Genomic DNA, 22,309 nt, shown 5'->3' with positions numbered 1-22,309 from the left:
ACTCCTACTTTTGTGATTCAGCGATTGAAGTTTGATGCACTAGCAGGTTCTCTCGGGTGCGGTCGATGGCCTCTTGGGCACGGGCGCTGAGACTATGGTAATCTATCCTAGTGTGCAGAGTGTCCCACTCCGTTGTGGCTCTCTGGTACTCTTCTGAAGCTAATAGTCCCTGAATCAAAGTCGCTCCACTTAGGGCAATTGCGCTAGGATGCTTCACTGGTAGCGCATTGGCTAGCGCTACTTCAGCGCGTTGAACGGCTACTTCAGGTCGAGAGTGATGTAGATCAACTGCTGCTACCTCCGTGAGGATATAGGCCAGCATCCGTTTGGCATCCACTTGCCGTAAGGTTTCGATGGCCTCGACGATCTCGGTTTCATACCGAGCATCGTTAAGTTGATAGTGGGCTAGGGCTGCCAAAGCAGTTGCGTTAGCGACTTCACTTCCTTCGGCTTCAATCTTGGCCGCTACCTCTACAATTGCTTCACAATAAGGTAGAGCATCTTGGGGATTACCTGCCTCCAACGCAATCATTGCTAGACCATTGAGGCAGTAGCACTCCCGCCAATGATCCTGCTGAGTCTGGGCCATCTTCCACGCTTTCTGAAAATGTAGCTTCGCTGGCTCATAGCGACCGTAGTGACGGTGGATATTACCCATACCAGACTCAAGATCGCAGTTTTCTATGCCGACTCGCTCTGCCAACACTTGGGCTTCAAGTAGCAGTGCCTCTGCCCGATCAATTTCTCTACCTATGCTGGAAAAGCAATCGCCGCTATGAGCCAACAGTCGAACTGCTTGGGCTGGGTTTACCATCTGACTCATTTCAGCGATCCGTAGGGAATGCTGATGGACCTCACCCAGCTTGTCCTGGTTGAATTGCAAGATCGTCAGGGCTTCCAGGGCCTCGGTTTCAGCCTCCGTGGACCCTAAAGATTTTGCTTTTTGGATGAGACTTTTTGCTTCCTGTTCCAGGCTTTTGGCTTGCTCACCTTTGCCCCCAGCGAAGGCACAGAGTTTCAACAGCTTTGCATAGGACAGATTCTGTATCTTTGCTTCTAGAAATTGACAATGCTGGATACCCCGTTGGGCTATTTCCAGCGCTTCGGTATAGGCAAACAACTTCAGACTATATTCGGTTGCCTCAATGGCAGCAGACGTTGCTAAGACATGATCTCCGCCCAAATCAGCATGATGGACAATCGTGCCCGCTAATGCTTTCTCTTGAGTCGTCTGCTCAGAGAGCTTTTGGGCTATCTGACGGTGGATTAACACCCGGCGAGGATGAGAAAGCTGTTTGTAAACCACCTGCCGCAGAATGTCGTGGGCAAAGTCGTATCCCATTTCACCCTCAAGGGCTGTGCTGGGACGAATAATGGATTGTTGCTCAAGCTGTTCGATCACCGTCAACAGTTCTGTGATGGGGTAGTCTGCGACATGCGCCACTGTTGAGGGCTGAAAACTGCGACCTAAAGATGCTGCCCAAGGCAAAAACTCCCGTGTAGCATCATCCAACTGCTGAAGACGATCCTCAATCAGCACTTCAAGGGAGCCTTGGGGGTGAATGCGGGTTTGTCCCCCATATCTCGCTATTTCAAGGGCTAAGAAGGGGTTACCGCCGCTGTCTATAAAAAACTGGCGGGCTGATTCAGGAGAGATTTGTGATAACTCGATTTGGCCTGCACTTTGGATTAGGGCTACCGTTTGATCTGACGTCAGCGGCTGAACCTCTACGGTTCGCAGTCTCTGCTCCCGTCGTAGCATTTGCAGTACCTTTGACATTGCTATATTTGCCGTCAGTTCACCTGACCGTGCGGTGCAGGCGAACGCAATTGGTACATGACGCATGACTCGAATGACATAGTTCAATAGAGCAGATGAAGCCTCATCGAGCCATTGGATGTCATCAAGCAACAATAGCAATGGAGACGGTTTAGCCCACTGCGTGAGCAAATTCACCACCGCGTCGTATAAGTAGCTGGGGTCGGGCAAGGTTTGGGGCGGTTGCCCCAGTTCTGGCAGCAAAACACTCAAGGCATCTGGAAGATGCTCGGTCGCCCCAACGTTTCCTGAGCGGAGGGCATCTATCCAAAAACCGTAGGGGCGCATCATCTCTGCAGCAAATGAGGAACCCCACAGAATCTGAACATGGTTTGCTTGCATCATAACGCCAAGTTCTTCCAGTAAACGAGTTTTGCCAATGCCGGGTTCGCCCGCCAACAGCAGCACCTCGGATATCATTGCAGGCTGATGCAGAAGCGAATCGGTCCAACCCTCTATGATTTTCCACTCCTGGCCACGGCCAATAAGCGGGGAGAGCGCTGTATTGAATCGTGTAGTGGATAAGGGAAGAGAACCAAGAGGTGGCCTAGTTTCTCCCTCAGATCGCAACAGTTGCTCATAAAGCTTTTGTGTTGTCGCGCTCGGATCAATACCCAGTTCCTCACGCAGTAATGTCATGCATTGGTGATAGGTCTGCAGGCCACTGGTGCGATCTCCCATCAATCCATACAGCCGTATTAATGAACAATAGGCCCCTTCATTGAGCGGATCATCTCGCAGGAGTTGCTGAGCATAGGTCACCCCCACAGGATAGTCCCGCTGTATTTCTAATTGATTGATGAGCTTTTCTAACACCTGCCTAAACATCTGATGCAGTCTGTCTCTTTCTGGGAGAACCCATTCGCAATCAAGATCAGGTAGCAGTTCACCTCGATAGAGTGAGATCGCCCTCTCCAACTCTTCTAAAGTTGCCTGCTTTCCTTTTTTCGCGATTTCCTCAAAGTCAGCTACATCAAGGGTAAAGTGGCTCTCCGGGTTCCATTGCAGCGTCTTACCCGTCACCGAAATAAATTCATCTGCTTTCGGTAGCGCCTTGCGAATCAAACTCAGTTCTTTCCTTAGGTTAGCGCGGGCACGATCATCTGGTAAATCTGGCCAAAACTGAAAGGAAAGTCGCTGGCGAGATTGAGGGACTTTTCGATTTAAAGCTAGGTAAGCAATAAATTCTTGCTGCCGTCCGGTGAGCTGACCAGAAAGAGAACGCTCTCCATGGCGGATAGAAATAACACCTAATAAGCGAACACTCAGTGTTTGAGGCATACAAACCAATTTTTATAACGATTGCGAATGATGAACCACTTGTAAATTATCCTGGGATGCCCAACCTAGTTTGATATTGAACATTAACTAGTAAGGTATCGACAATACCAGTCCGCACTCTAATGGTAATAGCCAGTATGAAAGTAAGAATTCTGCTCTGTCATGATAATGTCAGAATCATCACGAGGACTCAAAACCAGGTAACACTTTCAGGGGAAATCGGAGGAGTTATCAAGCCTGTAGTTCCTTCCTCTGAATTGGTTCTTAAGCATATGATCTAATATCCCAGCCAGTTTTGAGTTATCGATCCGCAAAGATATCGGCATCTACACCTAACTGCCAATATAAACCCCACCCTCATAAAACCCACCCCGCTGCTCCACCTGTAACCCACCCAGTAATACCCCAATCAAAACTGCGACAGCAGGAAATCCCAGCCCTTCCACAAGATCACCAAACTGTACAGCTCCCTCAATCTTTTCCAAATACTGCCTGATCGCACCCACCCAAGCCGACACATCCTCCTCGTGACTGGCATTCAACGCAACCGCCTCCCCACTCTCAAGCTCTTCCACGAATTCCAGCACCGATTCCTTGCTGACTTCTCCCACGACAGATTCCACGGGCTTTCCCGTGAACCCCTGGTGCCGCTTCCGTGATTTTGGTTGACGACAAAGATCTGAAATGTCGAGGAACATGGTCTCCTGAACCATCCCGGCCAGGAAATCCTCATCCAAGACTGGACCCTTAGTGTTATGCCGATCCTCCCAATCCTGGATCAGCAACTCTGCCCGCTGACAAAAGACTTCAGCAATACCCAGAGCCATCTCGCCAGCGACCTGGAGCCGTTCGTGTTGGGATAGGGTTTGCAACTCTGGCAACATCCCATCCCAGAGTTGGAGGACATTTGCTTGCTCTGGTTCGTCCAGCGCTGAGGCCAATGTACTGGCAAAATCTAGCTCAAGCTGAGTGAACATGGCGTTTATCCTTCAGCGGACATTCCGGTATCTCACACTCGGTCGGCTCCATGCGGATCGGTGGCTCATATTCTGTGATGCCGAAGCGATCGCGCAGTACCTTCAGCACATTATTCAGATAATGACGTACCTGAGTATTGGTCATGCCCATGCAATGGACAGCTTCAATTTCTGCCAGCTTTTCACTGCCTTGCCAGACACTGATAGCCAGGGCATGGAGGTGGGCATCCTTGGGTTTCTCCTTGTACAGGTAGAGCAAAGCCACAGGAGGGGCTTGGACAGGAATCGAGAGGGTTTCAGTGGTCTCGGCTGGTTTTGTTTTCGGGTTCTGTTCCGCATACTCCCCCTTGCGTTTAGCATTGTTCTCTTTGCGATGGCGATAGTGAGAGCGTTTGCGATCGCAGGTATTATCCTTCCAACAGCCATCCCCTTGGGGACCATGCACCCGCTTGGCTTCTGTCCTGGAATAGTTCAGACAGGCTAAGCATTTGGGGTTAGGGGGTAGCGGCATATTGGTAGGGCCTTAGGCTGACGATCTGGGATGTTGTTCAATCCATTTTTTCAACTCCCGAATCGCTTGAGCTTCCCCGATTTTTTTGCCTTGCTTCAAGAAGTGATAAAACACATCCTTCGGCACCCAATCAAAGGTGGGGCTAACATCAACCTCCTGATATTGGCCCTGATCCAGTTGAAAGATCGTCAGCACAGCACCATTAAACCGCCAGAATTCAGGAACGCCCATATTGGCATACAGCGTATTCTTATCAATATCCGTATGAGTGATATCAATTTCCACCACTAAATCTGGGGGTGGATCTTTCTCCAAGTCAACCGTGCGTCCTCTCACTAGCGATTCATTTTGAATGTAATAGCATTTATCGGGTTCAGCGCCCTTTTTGAGCTTTTCTCGCCGGAGGGTTGTAGAGGCCATGCACTTGAGATCCATGCCACTCTCAACCACTAAAGTGCAAATGAACAGCCCCACCAGATCACTGGGGTTTTCATGGGCTTCCAACGGGACCATGAATTCTAGGACTCCTTCGTCATAGTGAAGCCGTACCGCTCGGTGTTCGCCAAAGGCATCCAGGAGTTTTTCATAAGTGTCCCAAGAAACGTTATTGAGCGTGAGCCGCTGCTCAGCGGGTATCGTCTTCGTTGTTTCGGCAACAGGTAGCTGAGTTTGCATCGGCTTCAGGCTCCTGGATAATCACTCTCCTCGACATAAAGGGTGGAACCTAGGCGGGGAAAGAGTTGTACAATCCCAGGATACCATACCATTATTTCGTGTAATTTTTCGTGTAATACAGATAATGATTATTATTTGGAGTTGGAATTATCCCGAAAATACCCCTGCTGTCAGGGCAAGGGGTTTGAAACGCAGTTTTGAGATTTTTGGGGAGCAGTGGCTAGCTTGCTTGATTCTCCTGCAACCAGTTCACCAAATCAGCGGATTCCGAAAAGTCGAGCAAGGCTTCACCGAGGGCTTCAAGCTGTTCGAGGGATAGGGATTGGATCTGCGATCTCAACTCTGGAGAAACGTCACCGATGCGTCGGTTGAGAAGCCGGAGGACAAGGGACTGTTCACCTTCAAGTTTGCCTTTAAGGATGCCCGTCCGTTCGCCTTCTTCACGACCTTCCTGGAGAAATTCTTCTTTCCACTCTTGATAGATGACTGACTGTTGCATGATTTCCTTCCGCAGAACTTGATTAATAAAGTCCCTCTCCAATGTTAACCCAGCCAGAATCCCAGTTGAGGCTGCGACATTACTTTGTACTCGCAGTTCTGGAACGGCATCGATTCGTTCAGCCACCTGACGCAAGGTTTGGGCTTGATCTGGAGTATTGGTTAAAACCGCCAATGGCAGTAAACCCGTTGATTCAAGGAAAAGTTGTGTGGGTTGTTCCCAAAGACGAATGACATCAAATTCATGACGCATTCCAGGAATCTCAAAGGCTGTCTGGTAAACATAATAGGATTGAGAAGGCGTCAAATAGACCACCACTTGCTTCATCTGTTTGTGGGGAAAGCGGCGATAGACTCGCAGACGATAATCCGCCATCCTGTATGGCATATTCGAGTCCGGCTCAGTCTGGAACTCTACATGCAAAATATATTCTTCAGAAGCTAGAAGAATTAATGTATCGGCACGGATCGGTTCGAGGGATAGTTCGGATGGGCTGAGTTCAGTGAGTGGAATAGGTTCACCCAGTAGCCAAGAAGCAAAATCACTGGAAAAGCTCTCTGCAAGGAACTTACAGGTTGAATCAAACATTCGGGGATTATAGCAGTCTCAGAAAAGCAATCTCTATTGGCAAGCAGGGGGTAGAAATTGATCCACTCCCATCGCTGAAGCAGGTGGGAGTAGATCAATCATCCAAGATAGCAGTGGCAATCAGGTTTTTCGATCAGAGAAGCCGCTAGCCGATTAAGAACCACTGCTGCCAGTAAGCCACCACCAAAGGTATTCTCTGTGGTCACGTAGGGAATATCCAACTTTGCAAGTCGCCGCTTAGCTGCAGATGCATGGCTAAATCCAATTGGTAAACCAATAACCAATGCAGGCTGTCCCACACCCTCCTCGATAGCTGCACAGAGCTTCATCAATACGGATGGCGCATACCCCACCACCCAAACGGTACCATTAATAAGAGATTCCAGCCGTTGGTGCCCATTTTGATCTTGCCAGAACTGTTGCTCAGCATCAGCAGCACTGTCTACATGGGGGTTATCTAAAAGGGTGGCCCAGGAGCAACCTAAATGCTTAAGGCGGGGTTGATCCAATGCAGCGTTCACAGCTGATACATCGGCCACTACCGTACACCTAGTTGATAGTGTCTCACGGGCAGCTTTGATGGCATCGGGACTAAAGCGGATAAAGCTAGCCAGACTGACATCGCCACAGGCTAACACCAGATGGGAAATGACATCCACCTCGATTTCAGGACGCTGGGAGAGGTCTGGGAGCAATCTAGCCAGTGCCTCTTGGAAATGCTCTGGGTGCTCTGGGACAGCGGCGTCCAACTGCTGCCATAGACCATCAGTAAAAGCGGTGGCTGTTTCAGCCTCTGCTGCTAATTGCCGTAATTGGGCTAATGCTTCCGCCTGGACAGATTGGCAGGCTAAATCGCGACCTATGATTCCTTCCAGGGCGGTGGCCGTTTGACGCAGCTTGATCAGTTGCTGTAGAACGGCTTGATACTGATGCTGAAGTTGATCGAGAAGGGGTTCAATGGTAGGAGGCTGAGTCGTCAGAATTTGTCTGATGTGAGCAAGCTGGAAACCCTGTTTTTTCAGCGCCACAATCTGTTGCAACCGCTGGACATCGGCATTGTCATAAAGCCGATAGTTGCCTTGAGAACGTGAGGGTTGAGGCAGTAACCCAATTTCGTGATAGTGACGCACCATGCGGGGTGTGGTGCCTTGCCCCACCGTTTTAGTGAGTTCTTTAATCGTCAACATACCCTTGACTTTAACATCAATGTCAAGGTTTACCCTTATGGTGCTGTTGACACAAGAACCATGAATAATATCCCCATCCAGCGGGTAGCTCAACGCCTCCCTTCTTGGCTGAAAACCTATCCTGCAGCAACGGCAGCAATCCTATGTGGCATATTGACCCTCATGGGCTGGATTGCACTAGGTGCTAATCACATTGGAATAGCTATCTGGATCTTGCTGATTGCATATGGGATAGGGGGATATACCAGTGCTCGGGAAGGGCTTGACCGATTTTTATAACCTCGGCATGTAAGTGACCATTTGCTTCGGCACCTTCCGATAAAAAAATATCGGCATCTAGAATTAGCAGGTCAGAAGGTGTCCCTTTATCTCAATCAAATGGCATTGGAATTGCCTAAATCATTCATAACACGAAAAGCTGAGTGAGGTTTAATCATCAGTCGCTTCCCGTTGTCCTTTAGCCTTCGATTTTGCAGAGGTTTCATTTTGGGGTTTTGCATCCGTCTTATTCTCCTGTTGTTTTGTAGATAGAGCAGGGTTGTCGTTCTCCTTTTGGGGTGTCAATTTACTGGTCAGTTTCCGCATGGATTCACCTCGGAGTGAGACCTTCATCGCATCATGGACAATGCGGTCGAGAATGGCATCGGCCAGCGTCGGATCTTGAATCTGTGGATGCCATTGCTCCACCGGGATCTGAGTGGCGAATAGACACGATGCTTTGCGGAATCGCTCGTCTAAGACATCGAGAATTTCCCTGGCCTCATAGAGGGATAGGGGATCTCTGAGCCATTCATCAAGAACCAATAGATCGTAGGCCGCTAATTGCTTACGCAGCTTAGGATAGGATCCATCGGCTTTAGTGAGTTTCAGCTCCAGAAGTAGATCAGCGGTTTTGATATAGCGTACGGTATGGCCCTGCTTACACAGGTGATGGGCCAGTACGGCCGCCAAGAAAGATTTCCCAACTCCGGTGGGGCCCAGAAAAATCAATGACAAATTCTCTTGGAGCCAATGGCCTTGGGCAAATTCAAGGAACTGGATCTTTTTGAGTCCTCTGGGCACATCGAAATCCACCGCATCGAGGGTGGCATGCACCGGTAGTCGAGCTTGCCGGAGTCGGCGCTGCATCCGTTGGTTTTGTCGTCGGATGTATTCACGCTCCACCATTAGAGCCAGTCGTTCATCGAAGGACAGATCATGATAGGTAGGCAGTGCCTGCTGTTCTCGCCAAGCCTCCAAGAGGCCCGTGAGTTTCATGTGTTGCAGTTGTTCAATCATTGCTTGCATCGTTGTCTTCCCCTACGTCGATTGATAATATTCAGACCCTCGGAGATTGGCATGGTGAAGGGGGACCACCTGATGCTCCTCACCGGGTAATGGGTCTGATTCGAGTTTGTGTTTGAGCATGGACTCGAGATAGCGTCGGCCCACCATCCCCAAGGCATTAGCTCGTTTGCAAGCTGCTTCCAATCGCTCTGGGCCATAGGCTGTATTGAGAGATTGAACTCCTCGAAGGGTCCGAAAGGCTTGTTCGTCATAGCGTTTCTTATCCAAAATGTCCGTTACTTGTTGTTGGGTCGCTGGACCAACTTGCTGGGCCCATGCCAAAAACTTCTTTCGTGTTTGGGTTTTATAGGCCCAATGCTCTGGCGGCATATGCCCTTCTTCGGTGGAATGGCTAAACGGAACCCGTGAACGCTGATGCACGGCAATGCGTTGATGGTCATGGAAGATCTGCACTAAGGATTCCGTGATCTTGACCATTACGCTTTTGCGTACATATTCATAAGGGACTGAATAATAATGGCGTTCGAATTCAATGTGATAATCCAAATGAACCCTGGCTTTCTTCCAATCCGCATACTCAAAAGTCTGGGATGGTAAAGGTTTAAGCTCAGGTTGATCCACCTGCTCAAATCGTTGACGACGCGATTGACCATACTCGCGCATCGTTCGCTGATTCAGTTTCTGGAGCCCTTGTTTGAGGGCTTGGTTAAGTTGAGTGAAACTGGTGAAGGGCTGATCTCGCAATGGAGCGAGAATTTGACGCTCCACTTGTTGTACTGCATTCTCCACTTTGGCTTTATCCCGAGGGGCTTTTGGCCTGGCGGGTAGGATAATCACGTTGTAGTGTTCAGCAAAGTCTTGATAGGTGCGATTAATCCCAGGTTCATAGCGACACGGATCTGTCACTCCAGATTTGAGGTTGTCTGGAATAATGGCGGCCGGCACTCCCCCAAAGAAGGCCAAGGCCCTCTGATGGGAACCAATCCAGTTGTCTAACGCTTGACTCGTGAGGGCTTCAACATAGGTGTAGTTGCTCGCCCCCAAACACGCGACGAAGATTTGAGCTTGAGTGACCTCACCTGTCTCTAGATTCAGTACGGGCATGGTCATGCCACTGAAATCTACGAATAGCTTGTCCCCGCCTTTGTACACTTGTCGCATTGATAGGTTCTGGCGTTTTTTCCATTGCCGATAGCGACGACAAAAGCCCCCATAGCTGTACTGCCAGTCCCCTCGCTCTTTGCCTTCCATCCATAAAAGTCCGAGAGTGACCCCTTTGCGTTGTAACTCCCGATGGACGCTCTCGAAATCGATGGTCTGCTGTTGCTTATTTTGCTTGCGATACCCTTTGCCCAGCAGCGCCTGAATCTCGCTATCACTGAGGTTCTCAAGCTTGTCATAGTCTAGAGAGTGGGCTTGTGCCCGTTTAATATAGTCTTGCACTGTGGAACGGGCAGTCAAACAACTGCGAGCGATCTCTGATTGGTTGTAGCCCAGATTATGGAGACGCAATATCTCTCGAAATTTAACCATAGGTATTTGCAGCATAATCACGACTTCTCCGGTTGAATGGCACTAACTTCTCCACCCCCAACCAAAAAAATATTGGCTAACCATTTTCGACAGGTAGATATGGAATTACGGGTTGCAATTCATAGGCACAAAATCAGCTCTGAATTCATACATATCACGAATGGAAGATCGTGATCTCATCCGATCTATTCATCCATCTGTCCCTCCTTTTTTTCATCCTTCTTCTCCTTTTGCGTTTTAGGGTTCGATTTAGGGGTTGTCTCTCTCGTTGTATTCTCCTCATGTGAACGGTCATTACTCAGTTCCCCTTCTGGCTTCTGGGTCAGTTTGCTGGTCAATTTCCTCATGGATTCTCCTCGAAGCGAGACCTTCATTGCATCATGGATAATCCGGTCGAGGATGGCATCGGCGAGGGTGGGATCTTGAATTTGTGAGTGCCATTGTTCTAGGGGCATTTGCGTGGCAAATAAACAGGAGGCTTTGCGAAACCGCTCGTCTAGGATATCAAGCACTTCTCTAGCCTCAAAGACAGATAGAGGATCTCTAAGCCATTCATCCAGCACCAGTAGATCGTAGGCAGCTAATTGTTTGCGGAGTTTGGGATAGGACCCATCTCCTTTGGCCAACTTCAACTCCAGCACCAGATCAGCGGTTTTGATATAGCGGACGCTATGACCTTGCTTACACAAATGATGGGACAATACGGCCGCCAAGAAAGACTTCCCAACGCCCGTCGGTCCCAGGATGATCAATGACAGATTTTCTTGGAGCCAATGACCTTGAGCAAATTCAAGGAACTGGATTTTACGGAGTCCTCTGGGGACATCGAAATCTACTGCATCTAAGGTGGCGTGCACCGGCAGTCGAGCTTGCCTCAGTCGGCGTTGCATCCGTTGATTCTGACGCCGGATGTATTCGCGCTCTACCATCAAGGCCAGTCGTTCATCGAAGGACAGATCATGATAGGTGGGCATCGCCTGCTGTTCTCGCCAAGCTTCGAGTACGCCGGTGAGTTTCATTTGTTGTAGCTGTTCAATCATTGCTTGCATCGTTGTCTCCCCCTACGTTGCTTGATAATATTCGGACCCTCGGACATTGGCATGGTGAATAGGAATCACCTTATGGGTTTCATCCGGTAAGGGGTCGGATTCAAGTTTGTGTTGGAGCATAGACTTGAGATAGCGTTGGCCCACCATCCCCATAGCATTAGCCCGATTACAGGCGGCTTCCAACCTTTCAGCACCATGGGTTGTTCTGAGATGTTGCACCCCTTTTAAGGCTCGAAATGCTTGTTCATCATGGGCTTTCTTCTCAAAGATCTCTATCACTTGTTGCTTCGTTGCCGGTCCAACATTCTGAGCCCAGGTGATGAAGGTCTCTCTCGATTGGTTTTTGTGGGCCAAGTGCGCCGGTGGCATATGCCCCTCTTGCGTGGAATGCTGAAACGGCAAGCTTGAACGTTCATGTATCGCAATGCGCTGATGGTCATGAAAAATCTGTACTAAGGATTCAGTGATCTTGACCGATACCGACTGACCCACATAGCCATAAGGGACACTGTAATAGTGACGCCTCACCTCAATGTGGTAATCAAAACTCACTTTCGCGGTTTTAAATTCGCCAAACTCAAACGAGAGACTGGGCAAGGGTCTGAGTTCTGGTTGGTCCACTTGCTCAAATAATTCTCGACGGGATAGACCATAGGATTTCATGGTCCGATGGTTGAGTTTCTCCAACCCTGCTGCAATCGCTTCATTCAGTTGCTTGAAACTGGTAAAGGTCTGATCTCTCAAGGGAGCCAGAATATGACGTTCCACTTGCTGCACTGCATTCTCTACTTTGGGTTTGTCCCGAGGGCATTTGGGGCGAGCGGGCAAGATGATCACGTTGTAGTGTTCCGCAAAGTCTTGATAACTCCGATTGATACCGGGCTCATAACGGCACGGATCTGTGACTCCTGACTTGAGGTTGTCTGGAACGATAGCGACCGGCACCCCACCAAAGAAGGCCAAGGCCCGTTGATGAGATCCGAGCCAGTTCTTAATGATTTGGCTTTCGGTCGCTTCTGCATAGGTGTAGTTACTCGCTCCACAGCAGGCCACAAATACTTGAGCTTGAGTCACCTCACCAGTTTTGGGATGGACCACCGGAACGGTCATTCCGCAGTAGTCCACAAAGATTTTTTCCGCTCCCTTGTGGGTCTGGCGCATGGACAGCGAATGCTGTTTTTTCCACTGGCGGTATCGACGACAAAAGCCACTATAGCTACAGTTCCAGTCTCCTCTCTCTTTACCTTCCATCCACAGCAGGCCCAGGGTGACCCCTTTGCGTTGCATCTCTCGATGTATATATTCGAAATCAATTGCAGGTTTCTTACGGGAGGACTGACGTTGACCTTTTCCCAGCAGATGCTGGATATCACTATCACTCAGTTGGCTTAACTGGTCATAACTGAGTGATTGACCCTGGGCACGGCGCAGATAGTCCCGGACACTGGTACGGGAGATGAAGCAGCTACGAGCGATCTCCGATTTATTGTGGCCAAGTTCATGTAAACGGATAATTTCTCTAAATTTACTCATCGACAGGGTTGCTCCTTGACGTTTATAGGCCATTGCCAATCTCCATTCCTCTGGCTAATGCACAGAAGTTTAGAGGGTGGCCTGGCTAGGGATAATGACCTGTCGAAATGATGGTTAGGGGGGTGGAGAAGTTAACTGCCACTTATCCGGCGAAGTTTTTGCCACAAGGGTGGAGAAGTTTATTGCCATTTGACTGGCGAAGATAACTTCCACAGGGGTGGAGAAGTTACTGCCATTCGACCGGAGAAGTTACCCTCCCAAGGGGTGGAGAAGTTACTGAGAATATGCAGGTATTAGTTGTCCCTGACGTTTAACGGCCATCGCTGTCCTCTGTCACTTGGTCTGCTGAATCAGCAGAAGTGTAAGGCAGCGCTTCTGAAAAGGGACTTATCTGACGAACATGCTGTTCTAGGGTGCCGAAGCTAATGGTCAATCCAGTGCCGAGGCAAGTGTCAATTAGGTGCCGAAGCTAATGGTCAAATCGGGGCCGAACTATGGTGTCAAACAACTGCCGAAGATCAGGTCATTTTGCAGGGCTGATGACCCTATGGCAGGAGCAGGAATTGGATGTGGATCTGTTAATGGTTGTGGCTGCCTTAGGGGCTGCTACCCTGGGTCTCTGGCAGCGACAATATTACCTCCTCGTTGATGGGGCAATATTGATCTTGATTTTTGCGATCAGTGGGGCACTAGAGGATATTGCCCTCCATCGGACCGAACGCAATATTCGCAGTCTGATGAAGCTTACTCCAGATACCGCTTGGCGATGGCACTCAGGTCAACCCCATCTGGTAAAAACCCAGGAATTGCAGGTAGGAGATCATATCCTGGTCAAACCCGGTGAATGGATTCCCACCGATGGAGTTGTACAGACGGGCAGTAGTACAGTCAACCAAGCCTCTCTGACGGGTGAGTCCCTACCCATCGAGAAAAGTGCCGGGGACGACGTGTTCGCGGGCACTCTCAATGGCAGCGGTGTTCTCACGGTAGAACTCCACCAACCCCCTGAGAGCAGCTTGATTCAGCGGGTAATTCGTTTAGTAGAACAAGCCAAAACCTCGGAGCCGAAATCACAATTATTTCTGGAAAAATTCGAGCGGGGGTATGCCCGCTTCATTGTTGGCATCGGATTGCTCCTGGCCCTTGTTCCTCCGTTTCTACTGGCTTGGAATTGGGAAACGACGATTTATAGAGCCTTGATTTTTCTAGTGGTTGCTTCTCCCTGTGCATTGATGGCGGCCATTATGCCCACCCTCCTGTCCGGCATTGCCCGTGGAGCACGGCAGGGAATTTTATTTAAAGATGGGGCTCAGTTGGAGATCATGGGTCAGGTTCAGGCTGTTGCCTTTGATAAAACAGGCACCTTAACAACGGGTATCCTACATATCAGTGATCTGATTCCCGCCCCAGGTATTGAGACCAACCATCTATTACAAGTGGCGGCCTCCCTAGAAGCTTATTCTGAGCATCCTATTGCTGAGGCGATTGTGGCTGAGGCCAAGCGGCGAGGCTTATCGCTGCTACCCGCTACTCATGTACAGGCTACAGTAGGCCAAGGTATTACAGGTCGTCTTGCCGGAACGTCCATTCAGATTGGCAAACCTCAATTTATGGGGACAATCCCGTCTGAAGAGTCCCAACTACAGGTGAACAGCCATCAACTTGAATCCACAGGCAAAACAGTGATCAGGGTCTGGGAACATCAACGCTTGATTGGACTCCTTGCTATGGCCGATCAGGTGCGTCCTCAGGCGTCTCAGGTATTGGGGTTTATGGGGCAATGGATGCTGTTGGCGAATGTACTACGAGAGATTTTTTTGTATTATCAAAACCTGAAAATTTGTCAATTCTAGGGAGTGGCTAACGCTGCAAATCGCGATGTCCGGGTTTGAGCATGCGGTGTTCCCTGCAACCATGAAACAATGCGTTTTACATTGATCGCAGTACTTGTGAGCACATGCTGCAAGCGCGTTTTAGCTAATCCTAAATAGCGAGATCGCCTCATTCCAAAGGCATTGACTCCTTGCGAAATAGTCCCTTCAATCCCGCTCGCTTGTTATAAGTCTGTTGCCATTCTTCTGTATTTGTTGCTTTCGAACCTCTTGCAATGCTTGATGTCTTTTTTAGTGCGTAGGGTCAGAGACCTCGCTTCAGTGGGGGAACGAGTACATAAACCACGATGCTGACACAATCGACAGTCTGTCCGGGAGAACTTGACAACAATCACTCGGTTGCCCCAAGCATCTTTGCTCCTTTCCAAGTTCGGCTTTTTTGCCTTGAGGACAAGTCACTCGTCGCGTATTCCAATTGATCTTGAATTGGTCTAAATCATATGCTTCAGGGGTTTGGCTTGCCAACTTGAGTTGGGTCGTGTGGGGCCAATTAATGTCACTTCATATCGACTTTGGCTTGTTACAAGCAATTCACTATCAACATAGGCTGAGTCGACAATATGTTCACTTGGAAGTAAGTCTTTGAGTTTCAGTGCCTTGTGTACTTTTTCAGTCTGATCGACATCAGCAAGATGAGCATGGGTCGTCAGGACATTAGTAATCAGATGCATCTGATTCTCGTCACAGGATTCTGTTAAATGTACCTTGTAACCAACCCAGGTAGTGGTTCTCTTATTGGCATAGTGAGCCTCAGGGTCATAGGGTGAATCGAAGCGCTGACCTGCAGGAGGTAAATCCTTCGCGGGGCGAAGCCGGACTTTGCCGCGTTCAACGAAGTATTGATGGACCCAAGTCAGACGCATAATCTCAACAGTTTGAATCTGGCGCAGATGAATAGGAGTAGTTTCATCCCAAAGCTTTTCAAGCAACTGCATCCCATCCCTGCCAATCATTTCAGCGTGTTTTGGCGTGCTGCTATTCCCTTAGGCAGATGATACTCTTCTACTGGTAATGCGTAACGGCCATACCAATCTTGTGGAACCCATTGCTGCAACCAATCAGGATCAATTCCAGCGATCTCGTTCAGCACCGCTCGCAAGGTTTCTCCAATACCTTCAAGTCGATTCAGCATCCGAATATGAGCGATGACATGGGTGGCGTCTGTTCGTTGCTTACCACCTGCTTTGAGCCATTCTTTCTCTTGGCATCGTTGCAACAAGAGATCGAGTAGATGCTGTTCCGTATGACTTTGGATAAGACGCTGACGGAATTCACATAGCACCGAGAAATCAATCCTGAATCGGTTAATTCTAGTCCTAGCGCATATTTCCAATCAATTCGACTGCGGACAGCATCTGCTGCCTTCCGATCAGTCAGTCCTTCCATAAACTGCATGACACAGATTAGAGCTAAGCGCCAGGGACTAATAGCAGGTTGACCTTGAGCTGGATATAAGCTGAGAAGTCTTGATCGGTGTAGATGGTTCCTATCTCTTCTCTTAAAGCCATGAACACATTGCCTTTAGGGAATGCAGCATGTGCAACACGAATAGTTTCTTCAGGTATAAAACCAGGAGCATGCGGTTGAAGTGACATAGTGTTGAGAGTTCTGATAACGATTAGTTTGGATACTCAACTAATTATCAGTGCTTATTTTTGTACTTTAGATAGCAAAGTGAAATCAGGTTTTGATAATACAAAAAAATCTCTCGTAGTACATTCGCCAACAGCATCGGCAATGGAACGAAAAACAACGTTAAGGCTGTAACGCTTGTGTAGCATGGCTTCCAGCCTCCAATTTTTACTGGCTTTTCAGGATTGAAATCGCTATAACCTTTACTGAGTATAGGCTAGAAGTTTTGAGAGTTTGCTTTTTTAATAGCATTCAGTGGCCGTAACCCTTTCAAGCTCTGCACTTTAGGGATATCAAAGCTGAATTTTCCATAGGGGTTGATGTGTCCACATCGTGCCGGTGAGAGATGTGCTTTATCCTCCTCAGTTATGACATAGCCCTGCCGTTCGATGTACTCTAGTGCGGCATTTAGATAGACCGTATTCCAGACCACTACAGCATTCGTGACTAAGGCCAAACAGCTCGCTTGATTTTCTAATCCTTCTTGATGCCGTTTTCGTAATTCACCTTGCTGAGCAATGACAAAATATCGGCGTAAAGTATGCACCGACTCGCCCTTATTGAGCTGACGGTTAATCCGCCGTCGATAATCCTTGCTATTGAGATACTGCAGGATAAAAATAGTCTTCAATAGCCGCCCGTATTCATGAAATGCTCTCAAGAGATGATGGGGGTCTGGCAAGGATTGTAGCTTATTCATCAATAACGAAGAACTGACCCATCCATACTTGAGTGAGGCTGCTGTACGTAGCATCTCATCCCAGTCATCGATGATGAACTGTTGCTGACACCGGCCCTGAAAGAGTGGCTTGAGGAGCGGATCCGGAAACTTATTACTGAGGCGATACAATGTCTGGTCAGCCAGATCGCGAATCCGAGGTGAGAAGCGATACCCACACAGATCAAAAAAGGAAAATACGACCTCCGAATACCCCGTGGTGTCAGTAGTATGTTCCAAAATCGTCAACTCAGTTTCATTATCCTGAATTCCATCAAGTAGATAGGTCGCATCTCTTTTGGTGGAAGGAATCACCTTAATTCCATATTGGGAGAACTGATCTGAGAGCCAGGTATAAAACGTAACGCCTCGGCCATAACCAAAATATTTGGGTAGCGGCACTGCTTTAGCATTTTTGACCGCTACTGGAAATCGCTGTCCATCAGAAGAGGATAGGGTTCCTCCTCCCCAAGCCTTGGTCAAGGGCAATTGATGATGATAGTTCACCAAGATTGTATTGGCATTGCGTAAATTGGTTTCATCTAGGTACCAGTTGGTATGCCAGAGCAAGCTGTCATAGGACAGATCGGCCCCTCTCGCCATTGCAGCTGGCCCTAAATTACATGCCTGGGATAGTAAAGAGGCATAGAGGTGCAGCTTGGTATTCTCTGTGCGATTTGCATTCCCTCCGGTATGGATTAAAGCATCACTGAAGTGAGTCAATTCATCCACTTCTATCAACAGTTCTGTTAACTCAACCTGTGGCATACATTGTTCAACTAAGACTTTCAATTGCTGAAGACGTGGAGATTCTTCCTCCGCATCCAGGGGAGAAATGACAAGATGTTCCTCTTCTAAGCGGATATCAGGGTTTTGTTGGAGGGTACCAACAAATGTTGTCATCTCTGCTTCTAATTGCTCACTTAACTGGGCTAATCGTTCTACCCCTGTTTCTGGTAGACGCGTGAATTGGCAAAACTCACTGCGCATCTCCTCCCATTTTTCCTTTGGGATCAAGTAACTCTCTGGATTGGCGTAGCGGCGTGCCCCTTCAATCCAAAGCGCACCGGTGCTTAACGCATGGCGGAGTTCCCAGAGCACACACAATTCATAGTAGCGGCGTTTTATCTGCCCCTGGTCGTCATAGATATATTCCTGCCAAGCCTCTGTGACAAACTCCATAGGCGCGTCTTCTGAAATCTGCCGTTGGCCGCCAGTATCTAATTCACGGATGTGATTGATGGCTTTGAGGAGCGGATCATCTTGGCGATGAGAGTGAAACTCAAAGGTGCTCAGAAACGCAGGTGCAAACTGACGAAAATAGCTGTAGCGATTGGCAAAGTAATCATAGGATTCATCTTTGGCAGGCCGAACTATTCGCTCACAATCTGCCAGGGCAGCCTGCAGCTGCTCTGGCGAGACACACTCAAAAATGTCAGAACGCACGGCAGGATCTTCTACTGCTGGGTCTAAGATGACTCCACCTAACTGCTGCAGGAGCATGACCTTTTCATTGATCGCGACCGCTTCTTTTTGGCGAAAGTCTCGCAGTTCTCGTCGAGCTTTGGAATGAGCATCTGATAAACAACGAATAAATAGATCGACGGCCTCATCCGTAGTCTCGATTAGCAGTTGCTGCAAAAAAGCGATCAGTAACGGATACCGCCGTTCTATTGGGATTCGCTTGAATGATTTGATGCTAGTCTTTTTAGCTAATCGAGCCAGGAATTTGAGTCGATTCGGATTAAACTCTGTGACATCCCATTGATGAACGTTGTGGCTGCGCAGAAAGTTGATCTTCTCAATGACTCTCAAAATTTCAGCGGCTGAGTTACTGGTGGCTGGCCATCGCAATCGGCTTAATCGGATCGCCTTACCCTCCCCCTCCGGCTTGAGCAGATCGTTGAGAAATTTTCGCCCTGAGGCCTTAACCAATGGCTTCATCATCTGGTAGGTCACCTTCATGGCTTGGTTGCGAGCTGTACTTACCATCCGCTCAATCGTAGTTATCCTGGGACGCACCAGCTTTTGTGCCAATAGTTTTTCCGCTGCTTGTTGGAACAGCAGTAAGGGCTCATCATGTTCCAATGCCCGCTCTAACATCCATTTCCCCAGGGCCTTTAAGTCCTTAGATTTGGGAGTTCGAAAACCCAAGTAATGCTGCACTTGCTGTAAATGGGCAGTGCGGGTTTGCGCCCGCTTGCCATACCGCTGCAGGTGCTCGACCGCAATGTTGAGCTGCTGGGCCACAAACTCTAAAACCTGAGCTGGGGTCTGTTGCAAATCATCAGGACAAAAGCCTAAAAACCGCAGCGTACACAACTGGATCGCGAAGCCCAATTGGTTATGGGGCTGCCGTTGCCGTTTAACCTGCTGGATATCTTCTGGTGTCAAAGTGAAATATTTGTTGAGATCGATCTCGAGGATGTCTGCAGGAATCTGACTGAGATGAGTGCGTTCCGACTCATTGAGAAAATTGACCGGCATTAGGTCGAACGGGTCGCTTGGCTCTGATAAGCCTTACCGCAATAGGGGCAGAAGCGGAATTGTAAAGACAAGATCGGTTGCTGACACTGAGCGCACTGGTTGATGAGGCGAGTCCCACAGGCAAAACAAAAATGACTCCGTAAATCTGTCCACATCGGGTCTGGAGTCTGTCCTGGCCGCCAACATTGGGGACAGAATTTGACAGAAGAGACTGGGGTTATAGGTTTACCTTGGCTGAGGGCATCCAGATACTCTGCTGGAATGCTCAAAGCAAACGCCAAGCCGTTTCTCGCCCGTTGATTGAGGCGTTGAGTTTGTCCCTTTTCAATCTTGCCGATGGTTTGGCGATGTACCCCTGCAGCTGTAGCGAGTTGGGCCTGAGTCCAATTCTGCTGTTGACGAAGACGACAGACATAATCCTTTAAGGATTCTTGGGGGTGAGGAGGACAAGCAGACCAATCTGACGACATCAAACCAATGCAGTGAAACAACAAGACAGTAGTACACTATTATCTACCTCTAGAGTAAATAAATATACTCCATGTCCAGTAAGGTCTTAGCGACAGTAGCGACTGAATTTCTCAACCGTCCAGGCTACGCGGCTAGCACCCTCAAGTCCTATGAGTTAACCCTTCTTCCTTTGTTGCAGCAGTATGGCAGCCTACCACTGGAATTACTGACAAGGGAGGTGCTTGAAGACTACCTCAACAGTCTCCAGCAGTTGTCCTACACTACGCATCGGCGTCACCAGGCGATTCTTCAATCCTTGCTGAACTTTGCTTTGGAACGAGGGCATATCAAATCGAATCCCATTGCTCATCTCAAGCAACGTAAACCTGACGCACAACAAGGAGAGTCTGGAACAGACGAGTTAGTCCGATATCTCACCCCTGAGCAATTGCAACGGCTGTATCAAAGGGTTAAACCAGATAGACGCCTGCATGCATTGGTCCGTTTGCTTCATCGGTCGGGGGCCAGGATTGCTGAACTACTGGCTTTGGATCTCGCCAATGTCAATCTCCAAGACTGTAAGTTTCAAGTGGTGGGTAAGGGCAATAAACGCCGATGGTGTTTCTACAGCGATGATGCCGCACAAGTATTAGCGGAATACATTCAATATTATCGACACCCCAGTTCTCAAGCCTTATTTACAGCACAACAACCTCAATCAGGATTGATAACCCGTGTGAGCTACACAACCATCTATAAAAGCTGGAAAAAATTGACTGAGCATGATCCGGTCTTGGAGGGGCTACGGCTCCATGATCTACGTCATACCTTTGCCACGGAACGAGTGGGTTTAATGGGAATCGAGGAGTTGAGGGCCTTGATGGGGCATCAACATTTGCAGACAACTTTGCGCTATCAAAAGGTGACTTCAAGCAGGGCTGAAGAAGTCGCTAAACAGGCTTTACAAAAGTTGCTTAATTTATAGTCCAACTCAGAAGACAAAGCATTCAAAATAGACATAATCTTCTTTTAATTGGTTTACCCCGGAGTAGTTAGCCTACTCTGGACCAGCAGACTATAAACTAAATACCCACAACACCAGCAAGATATTCCTGTAAATGCCTACCCGTATATCTTTCAGGGATTATTATAATGCAAGTTCAAAATCTCAGTTTCTTCAACGCCATACTCAGTAAAGGTTGTAGCGGTTTTTAGCATGAAGAATTAGGAAAAATCTGAGGCTAGAAGCCATGCCCCACAAGCGTTACAGCCTTAGCGTTGTTTATCGTTCCATTGCCCCGTAAACCCCGTGATGAGGATTTTGGAGAGATCAGAGACATTACAAAATCCTGAAAGAAACGGTAATTGTTCTTCAAAAAATTGGATTGTTCATGCTACTATTCGCCCATGAAACGACATCTTATTGCTATTGCTGGAAGGAAAGGTGGGGTTGGCAAGACGACCACAGCTTGTGGTTTGGCCTCAATATTTGCCTCCCAAAAATATAAAGTGCTTATCATTGATTTAGATCCGCAGTCCAATGCTGGTTATGTGCTTGGTACTGATCCGACAGCTCCTGGAACAGTTGAACTCCTACAAGGTAAAAAACCTATCCCGATCAAAGCGTCGGAGAACCTTTATGTGCTTCCTGGTGGACCAAATTTAGCTGGACATACTATTCAAAGTTTAGATCCATTGGATCTTGCTGATGCTATCGAGTCACTCCAATACGATGTAATCATCTTTGACTGTCCACCTGGCGTAGAGTACTTAGAGAGATTAGGACTTGTTGCAGCAAAAATTGCTTTAATCTGTACTGATGCACATCCTCTAGCGGTCATGGGTGCTAGCCGTGTTATTCAAGACTTACAAGTACGACAAAAGAAAAACCGTAAGGGCGCTTCAAGATTGGGACTGATTCTAAGTCGGATTGATCTTCGACGTTCTATGGATCAATCTCTTGATCAACAGCTTGCAGAAGCATATCCAAGCATCAAGCGATTTATCATACACCAAGATGCATCTCTTGCTTGGGCGGCAGCAGAACGGGTACCTCTAATTGAGTATGACTCAAAGGGGAAAGCTGCAAATGATTTAATGACTGTCAGCAACTGGGTAGTTAATGAATAAAAAGAGTTCACGAAGTGCATCTGTCCTATCTCAAGCAACGCAAGTTGCTAAAGCCATTCAT

Annotated in this window: 18 protein-coding genes and 2 pseudogenes; 4 read left to right on the top strand and 16 right to left on the bottom strand. The window is 48.3% G+C overall.

Annotation, left to right across the window (positions count from 1 at the left end; translation table 11 throughout):
• Nucleotides 1-4: 4 nt before the first annotated feature.
• The 6 genes from ON05_RS36475 to ON05_RS36450 all read right to left on the bottom strand — a co-directional run bounded on the left by ON05_RS36475 (nt 5) and on the right by ON05_RS36450 (nt 7,537).
• Entirely contained in the window at nt 5-3,100 is a 3,096-nt protein-coding gene (locus ON05_RS36475; RefSeq protein WP_010476978.1) for a BTAD domain-containing putative transcriptional regulator, read from the bottom strand.
• Nucleotides 3,101-3,432: 332 nt separating this feature from the next.
• Nucleotides 3,433-4,077 carry a hypothetical protein gene (locus ON05_RS36470; RefSeq protein WP_010476976.1) on the bottom strand — a complete coding sequence of 215 codons (645 nt, stop codon included), beginning with the start codon at nt 4,075-4,077 and terminating at the stop codon, nt 3,433-3,435.
• Nucleotides 4,061-4,588 (bottom strand): hypothetical protein, encoded by a 528-nt coding sequence (locus ON05_RS36465; protein WP_010476974.1) that lies wholly within the window; start codon nt 4,586-4,588, stop codon nt 4,061-4,063. Before ON05_RS36465 ends, ON05_RS36470 begins: the two co-directional genes overlap by 17 nt.
• 12 nt (nt 4,589-4,600) lie before the next feature.
• A complete protein-coding gene (locus ON05_RS36460) occupies nt 4,601-5,263 on the bottom strand; it encodes a Uma2 family endonuclease (protein ID WP_010476972.1) in 663 nt (220 codons plus the stop codon).
• 220 nt (nt 5,264-5,483) lie between these two features.
• Nucleotides 5,484-6,350, bottom strand: coding sequence for an Rpn family recombination-promoting nuclease/putative transposase (locus ON05_RS36455; RefSeq protein WP_010476970.1), 867 nt, complete (start codon nt 6,348-6,350; stop codon nt 5,484-5,486).
• A gap of 98 nt (nt 6,351-6,448) precedes the next feature.
• Nucleotides 6,449-7,537, bottom strand: coding sequence for a precorrin-8X methylmutase (locus ON05_RS36450; RefSeq protein ID WP_010476968.1), 1,089 nt, complete (start codon nt 7,535-7,537; stop codon nt 6,449-6,451).
• 60 nt (nt 7,538-7,597) lie between these two features.
• On the opposite strand from ON05_RS36450, the gene ON05_RS36445 reads away from it, so the two are divergent.
• The gene (locus tag ON05_RS36445; RefSeq protein WP_010476966.1) at nt 7,598-7,816 is read left to right on the top strand and encodes a hypothetical protein; all 219 of its coding nucleotides are present in this window, start codon (nt 7,598-7,600) and stop codon (nt 7,814-7,816) included.
• A 150-nt stretch (nt 7,817-7,966) separates the two neighbouring features.
• Here ON05_RS36445 and istB (ON05_RS36440) read toward each other — a convergent pair whose 3' ends face one another.
• The 4 genes from istB (ON05_RS36440) to istA (ON05_RS36425) all read right to left on the bottom strand — a co-directional run bounded on the left by istB (ON05_RS36440) (nt 7,967) and on the right by istA (ON05_RS36425) (nt 12,972).
• The gene (gene istB, locus ON05_RS36440; protein ID WP_262562724.1) at nt 7,967-8,824 is read right to left on the bottom strand and encodes an IS21-like element helper ATPase IstB; all 858 of its coding nucleotides are present in this window, start codon (nt 8,822-8,824) and stop codon (nt 7,967-7,969) included.
• A 12-nt stretch (nt 8,825-8,836) separates the two neighbouring features.
• Nucleotides 8,837-10,372 carry an IS21 family transposase gene (gene istA / locus ON05_RS36435; protein WP_010476962.1) on the bottom strand — a complete coding sequence of 512 codons (1,536 nt, stop codon included), beginning with the start codon at nt 10,370-10,372 and terminating at the stop codon, nt 8,837-8,839.
• A 170-nt stretch (nt 10,373-10,542) separates the two neighbouring features.
• Nucleotides 10,543-11,406 carry an IS21-like element helper ATPase IstB gene (gene istB / locus ON05_RS36430; RefSeq protein ID WP_010476959.1) on the bottom strand — a complete coding sequence of 288 codons (864 nt, stop codon included), beginning with the start codon at nt 11,404-11,406 and terminating at the stop codon, nt 10,543-10,545.
• A gap of 12 nt (nt 11,407-11,418) precedes the next feature.
• Nucleotides 11,419-12,972, bottom strand: a complete 1,554-nt coding sequence (istA, locus tag ON05_RS36425) for an IS21 family transposase (protein ID WP_262562723.1) — start codon at nt 12,970-12,972, stop codon at nt 11,419-11,421.
• 500 nt (nt 12,973-13,472) lie between these two features.
• Here istA (ON05_RS36425) and ON05_RS36420 point away from each other — a divergent pair.
• Nucleotides 13,473-14,705 (top strand): annotated as a pseudogene (locus ON05_RS36420) (heavy metal translocating P-type ATPase); the annotation flags it as partial.
• 83 nt (nt 14,706-14,788) lie between these two features.
• Here ON05_RS36420 and ON05_RS36415 read toward each other — a convergent pair.
• From ON05_RS36415 to ON05_RS36390, 6 genes and pseudogenes are all read right to left on the bottom strand, one after another.
• A pseudogene (locus ON05_RS36415) lies at nt 14,789-15,199 on the bottom strand (transposase).
• A 63-nt stretch (nt 15,200-15,262) separates the two neighbouring features.
• Complete coding sequence (locus ON05_RS36410; protein ID WP_262562722.1) at nt 15,263-15,766, bottom strand: hypothetical protein; 504 nt, start codon at nt 15,764-15,766, stop codon at nt 15,263-15,265.
• 14 nt (nt 15,767-15,780) lie between these two features.
• A complete protein-coding gene (locus tag ON05_RS36405) occupies nt 15,781-16,113 on the bottom strand; it encodes a hypothetical protein (RefSeq protein WP_262562727.1) in 333 nt (110 codons plus the stop codon).
• A 127-nt stretch (nt 16,114-16,240) separates the two neighbouring features.
• Nucleotides 16,241-16,426 carry a hypothetical protein gene (locus tag ON05_RS36400; RefSeq protein WP_262562721.1) on the bottom strand — a complete coding sequence of 62 codons (186 nt, stop codon included), beginning with the start codon at nt 16,424-16,426 and terminating at the stop codon, nt 16,241-16,243.
• 254 nt (nt 16,427-16,680) lie between these two features.
• Complete coding sequence (locus ON05_RS36395) at nt 16,681-19,668, bottom strand: Tn3 family transposase (protein WP_262562720.1); 2,988 nt, start codon at nt 19,666-19,668, stop codon at nt 16,681-16,683.
• On the bottom strand, nt 19,668-20,138 hold the full coding sequence (locus ON05_RS36390; protein WP_010478326.1) for a double zinc ribbon domain-containing protein: 471 nt from the start codon (nt 20,136-20,138) through the stop codon (nt 19,668-19,670). The genes ON05_RS36395 and ON05_RS36390 overlap by 1 nt, the downstream gene beginning before the upstream one ends.
• A gap of 71 nt (nt 20,139-20,209) precedes the next feature.
• Between ON05_RS36390 and ON05_RS36385 the strand changes: the two genes are divergently transcribed.
• Both ON05_RS36385 and ON05_RS36380 read left to right on the top strand, forming a co-directional pair.
• Complete coding sequence (locus ON05_RS36385; RefSeq protein ID WP_010478324.1) at nt 20,210-21,103, top strand: tyrosine-type recombinase/integrase; 894 nt, start codon at nt 20,210-20,212, stop codon at nt 21,101-21,103.
• 422 nt (nt 21,104-21,525) lie between these two features.
• Nucleotides 21,526-22,248: a ParA family protein gene (locus ON05_RS36380; RefSeq protein WP_010478321.1), complete on the top strand. Its 723-nt coding sequence runs from the start codon at nt 21,526-21,528 to the stop codon at nt 22,246-22,248.
• Nucleotides 22,249-22,309: the final 61 nt, after the last annotated feature.

The organism is Acaryochloris sp. CCMEE 5410, assembly GCF_000238775.2.
GTDB lineage: Bacteria > Cyanobacteriota > Cyanobacteriia > Thermosynechococcales > Thermosynechococcaceae > Acaryochloris.
This window is presented reverse-complemented; position numbering and strand designations above follow the sequence as displayed.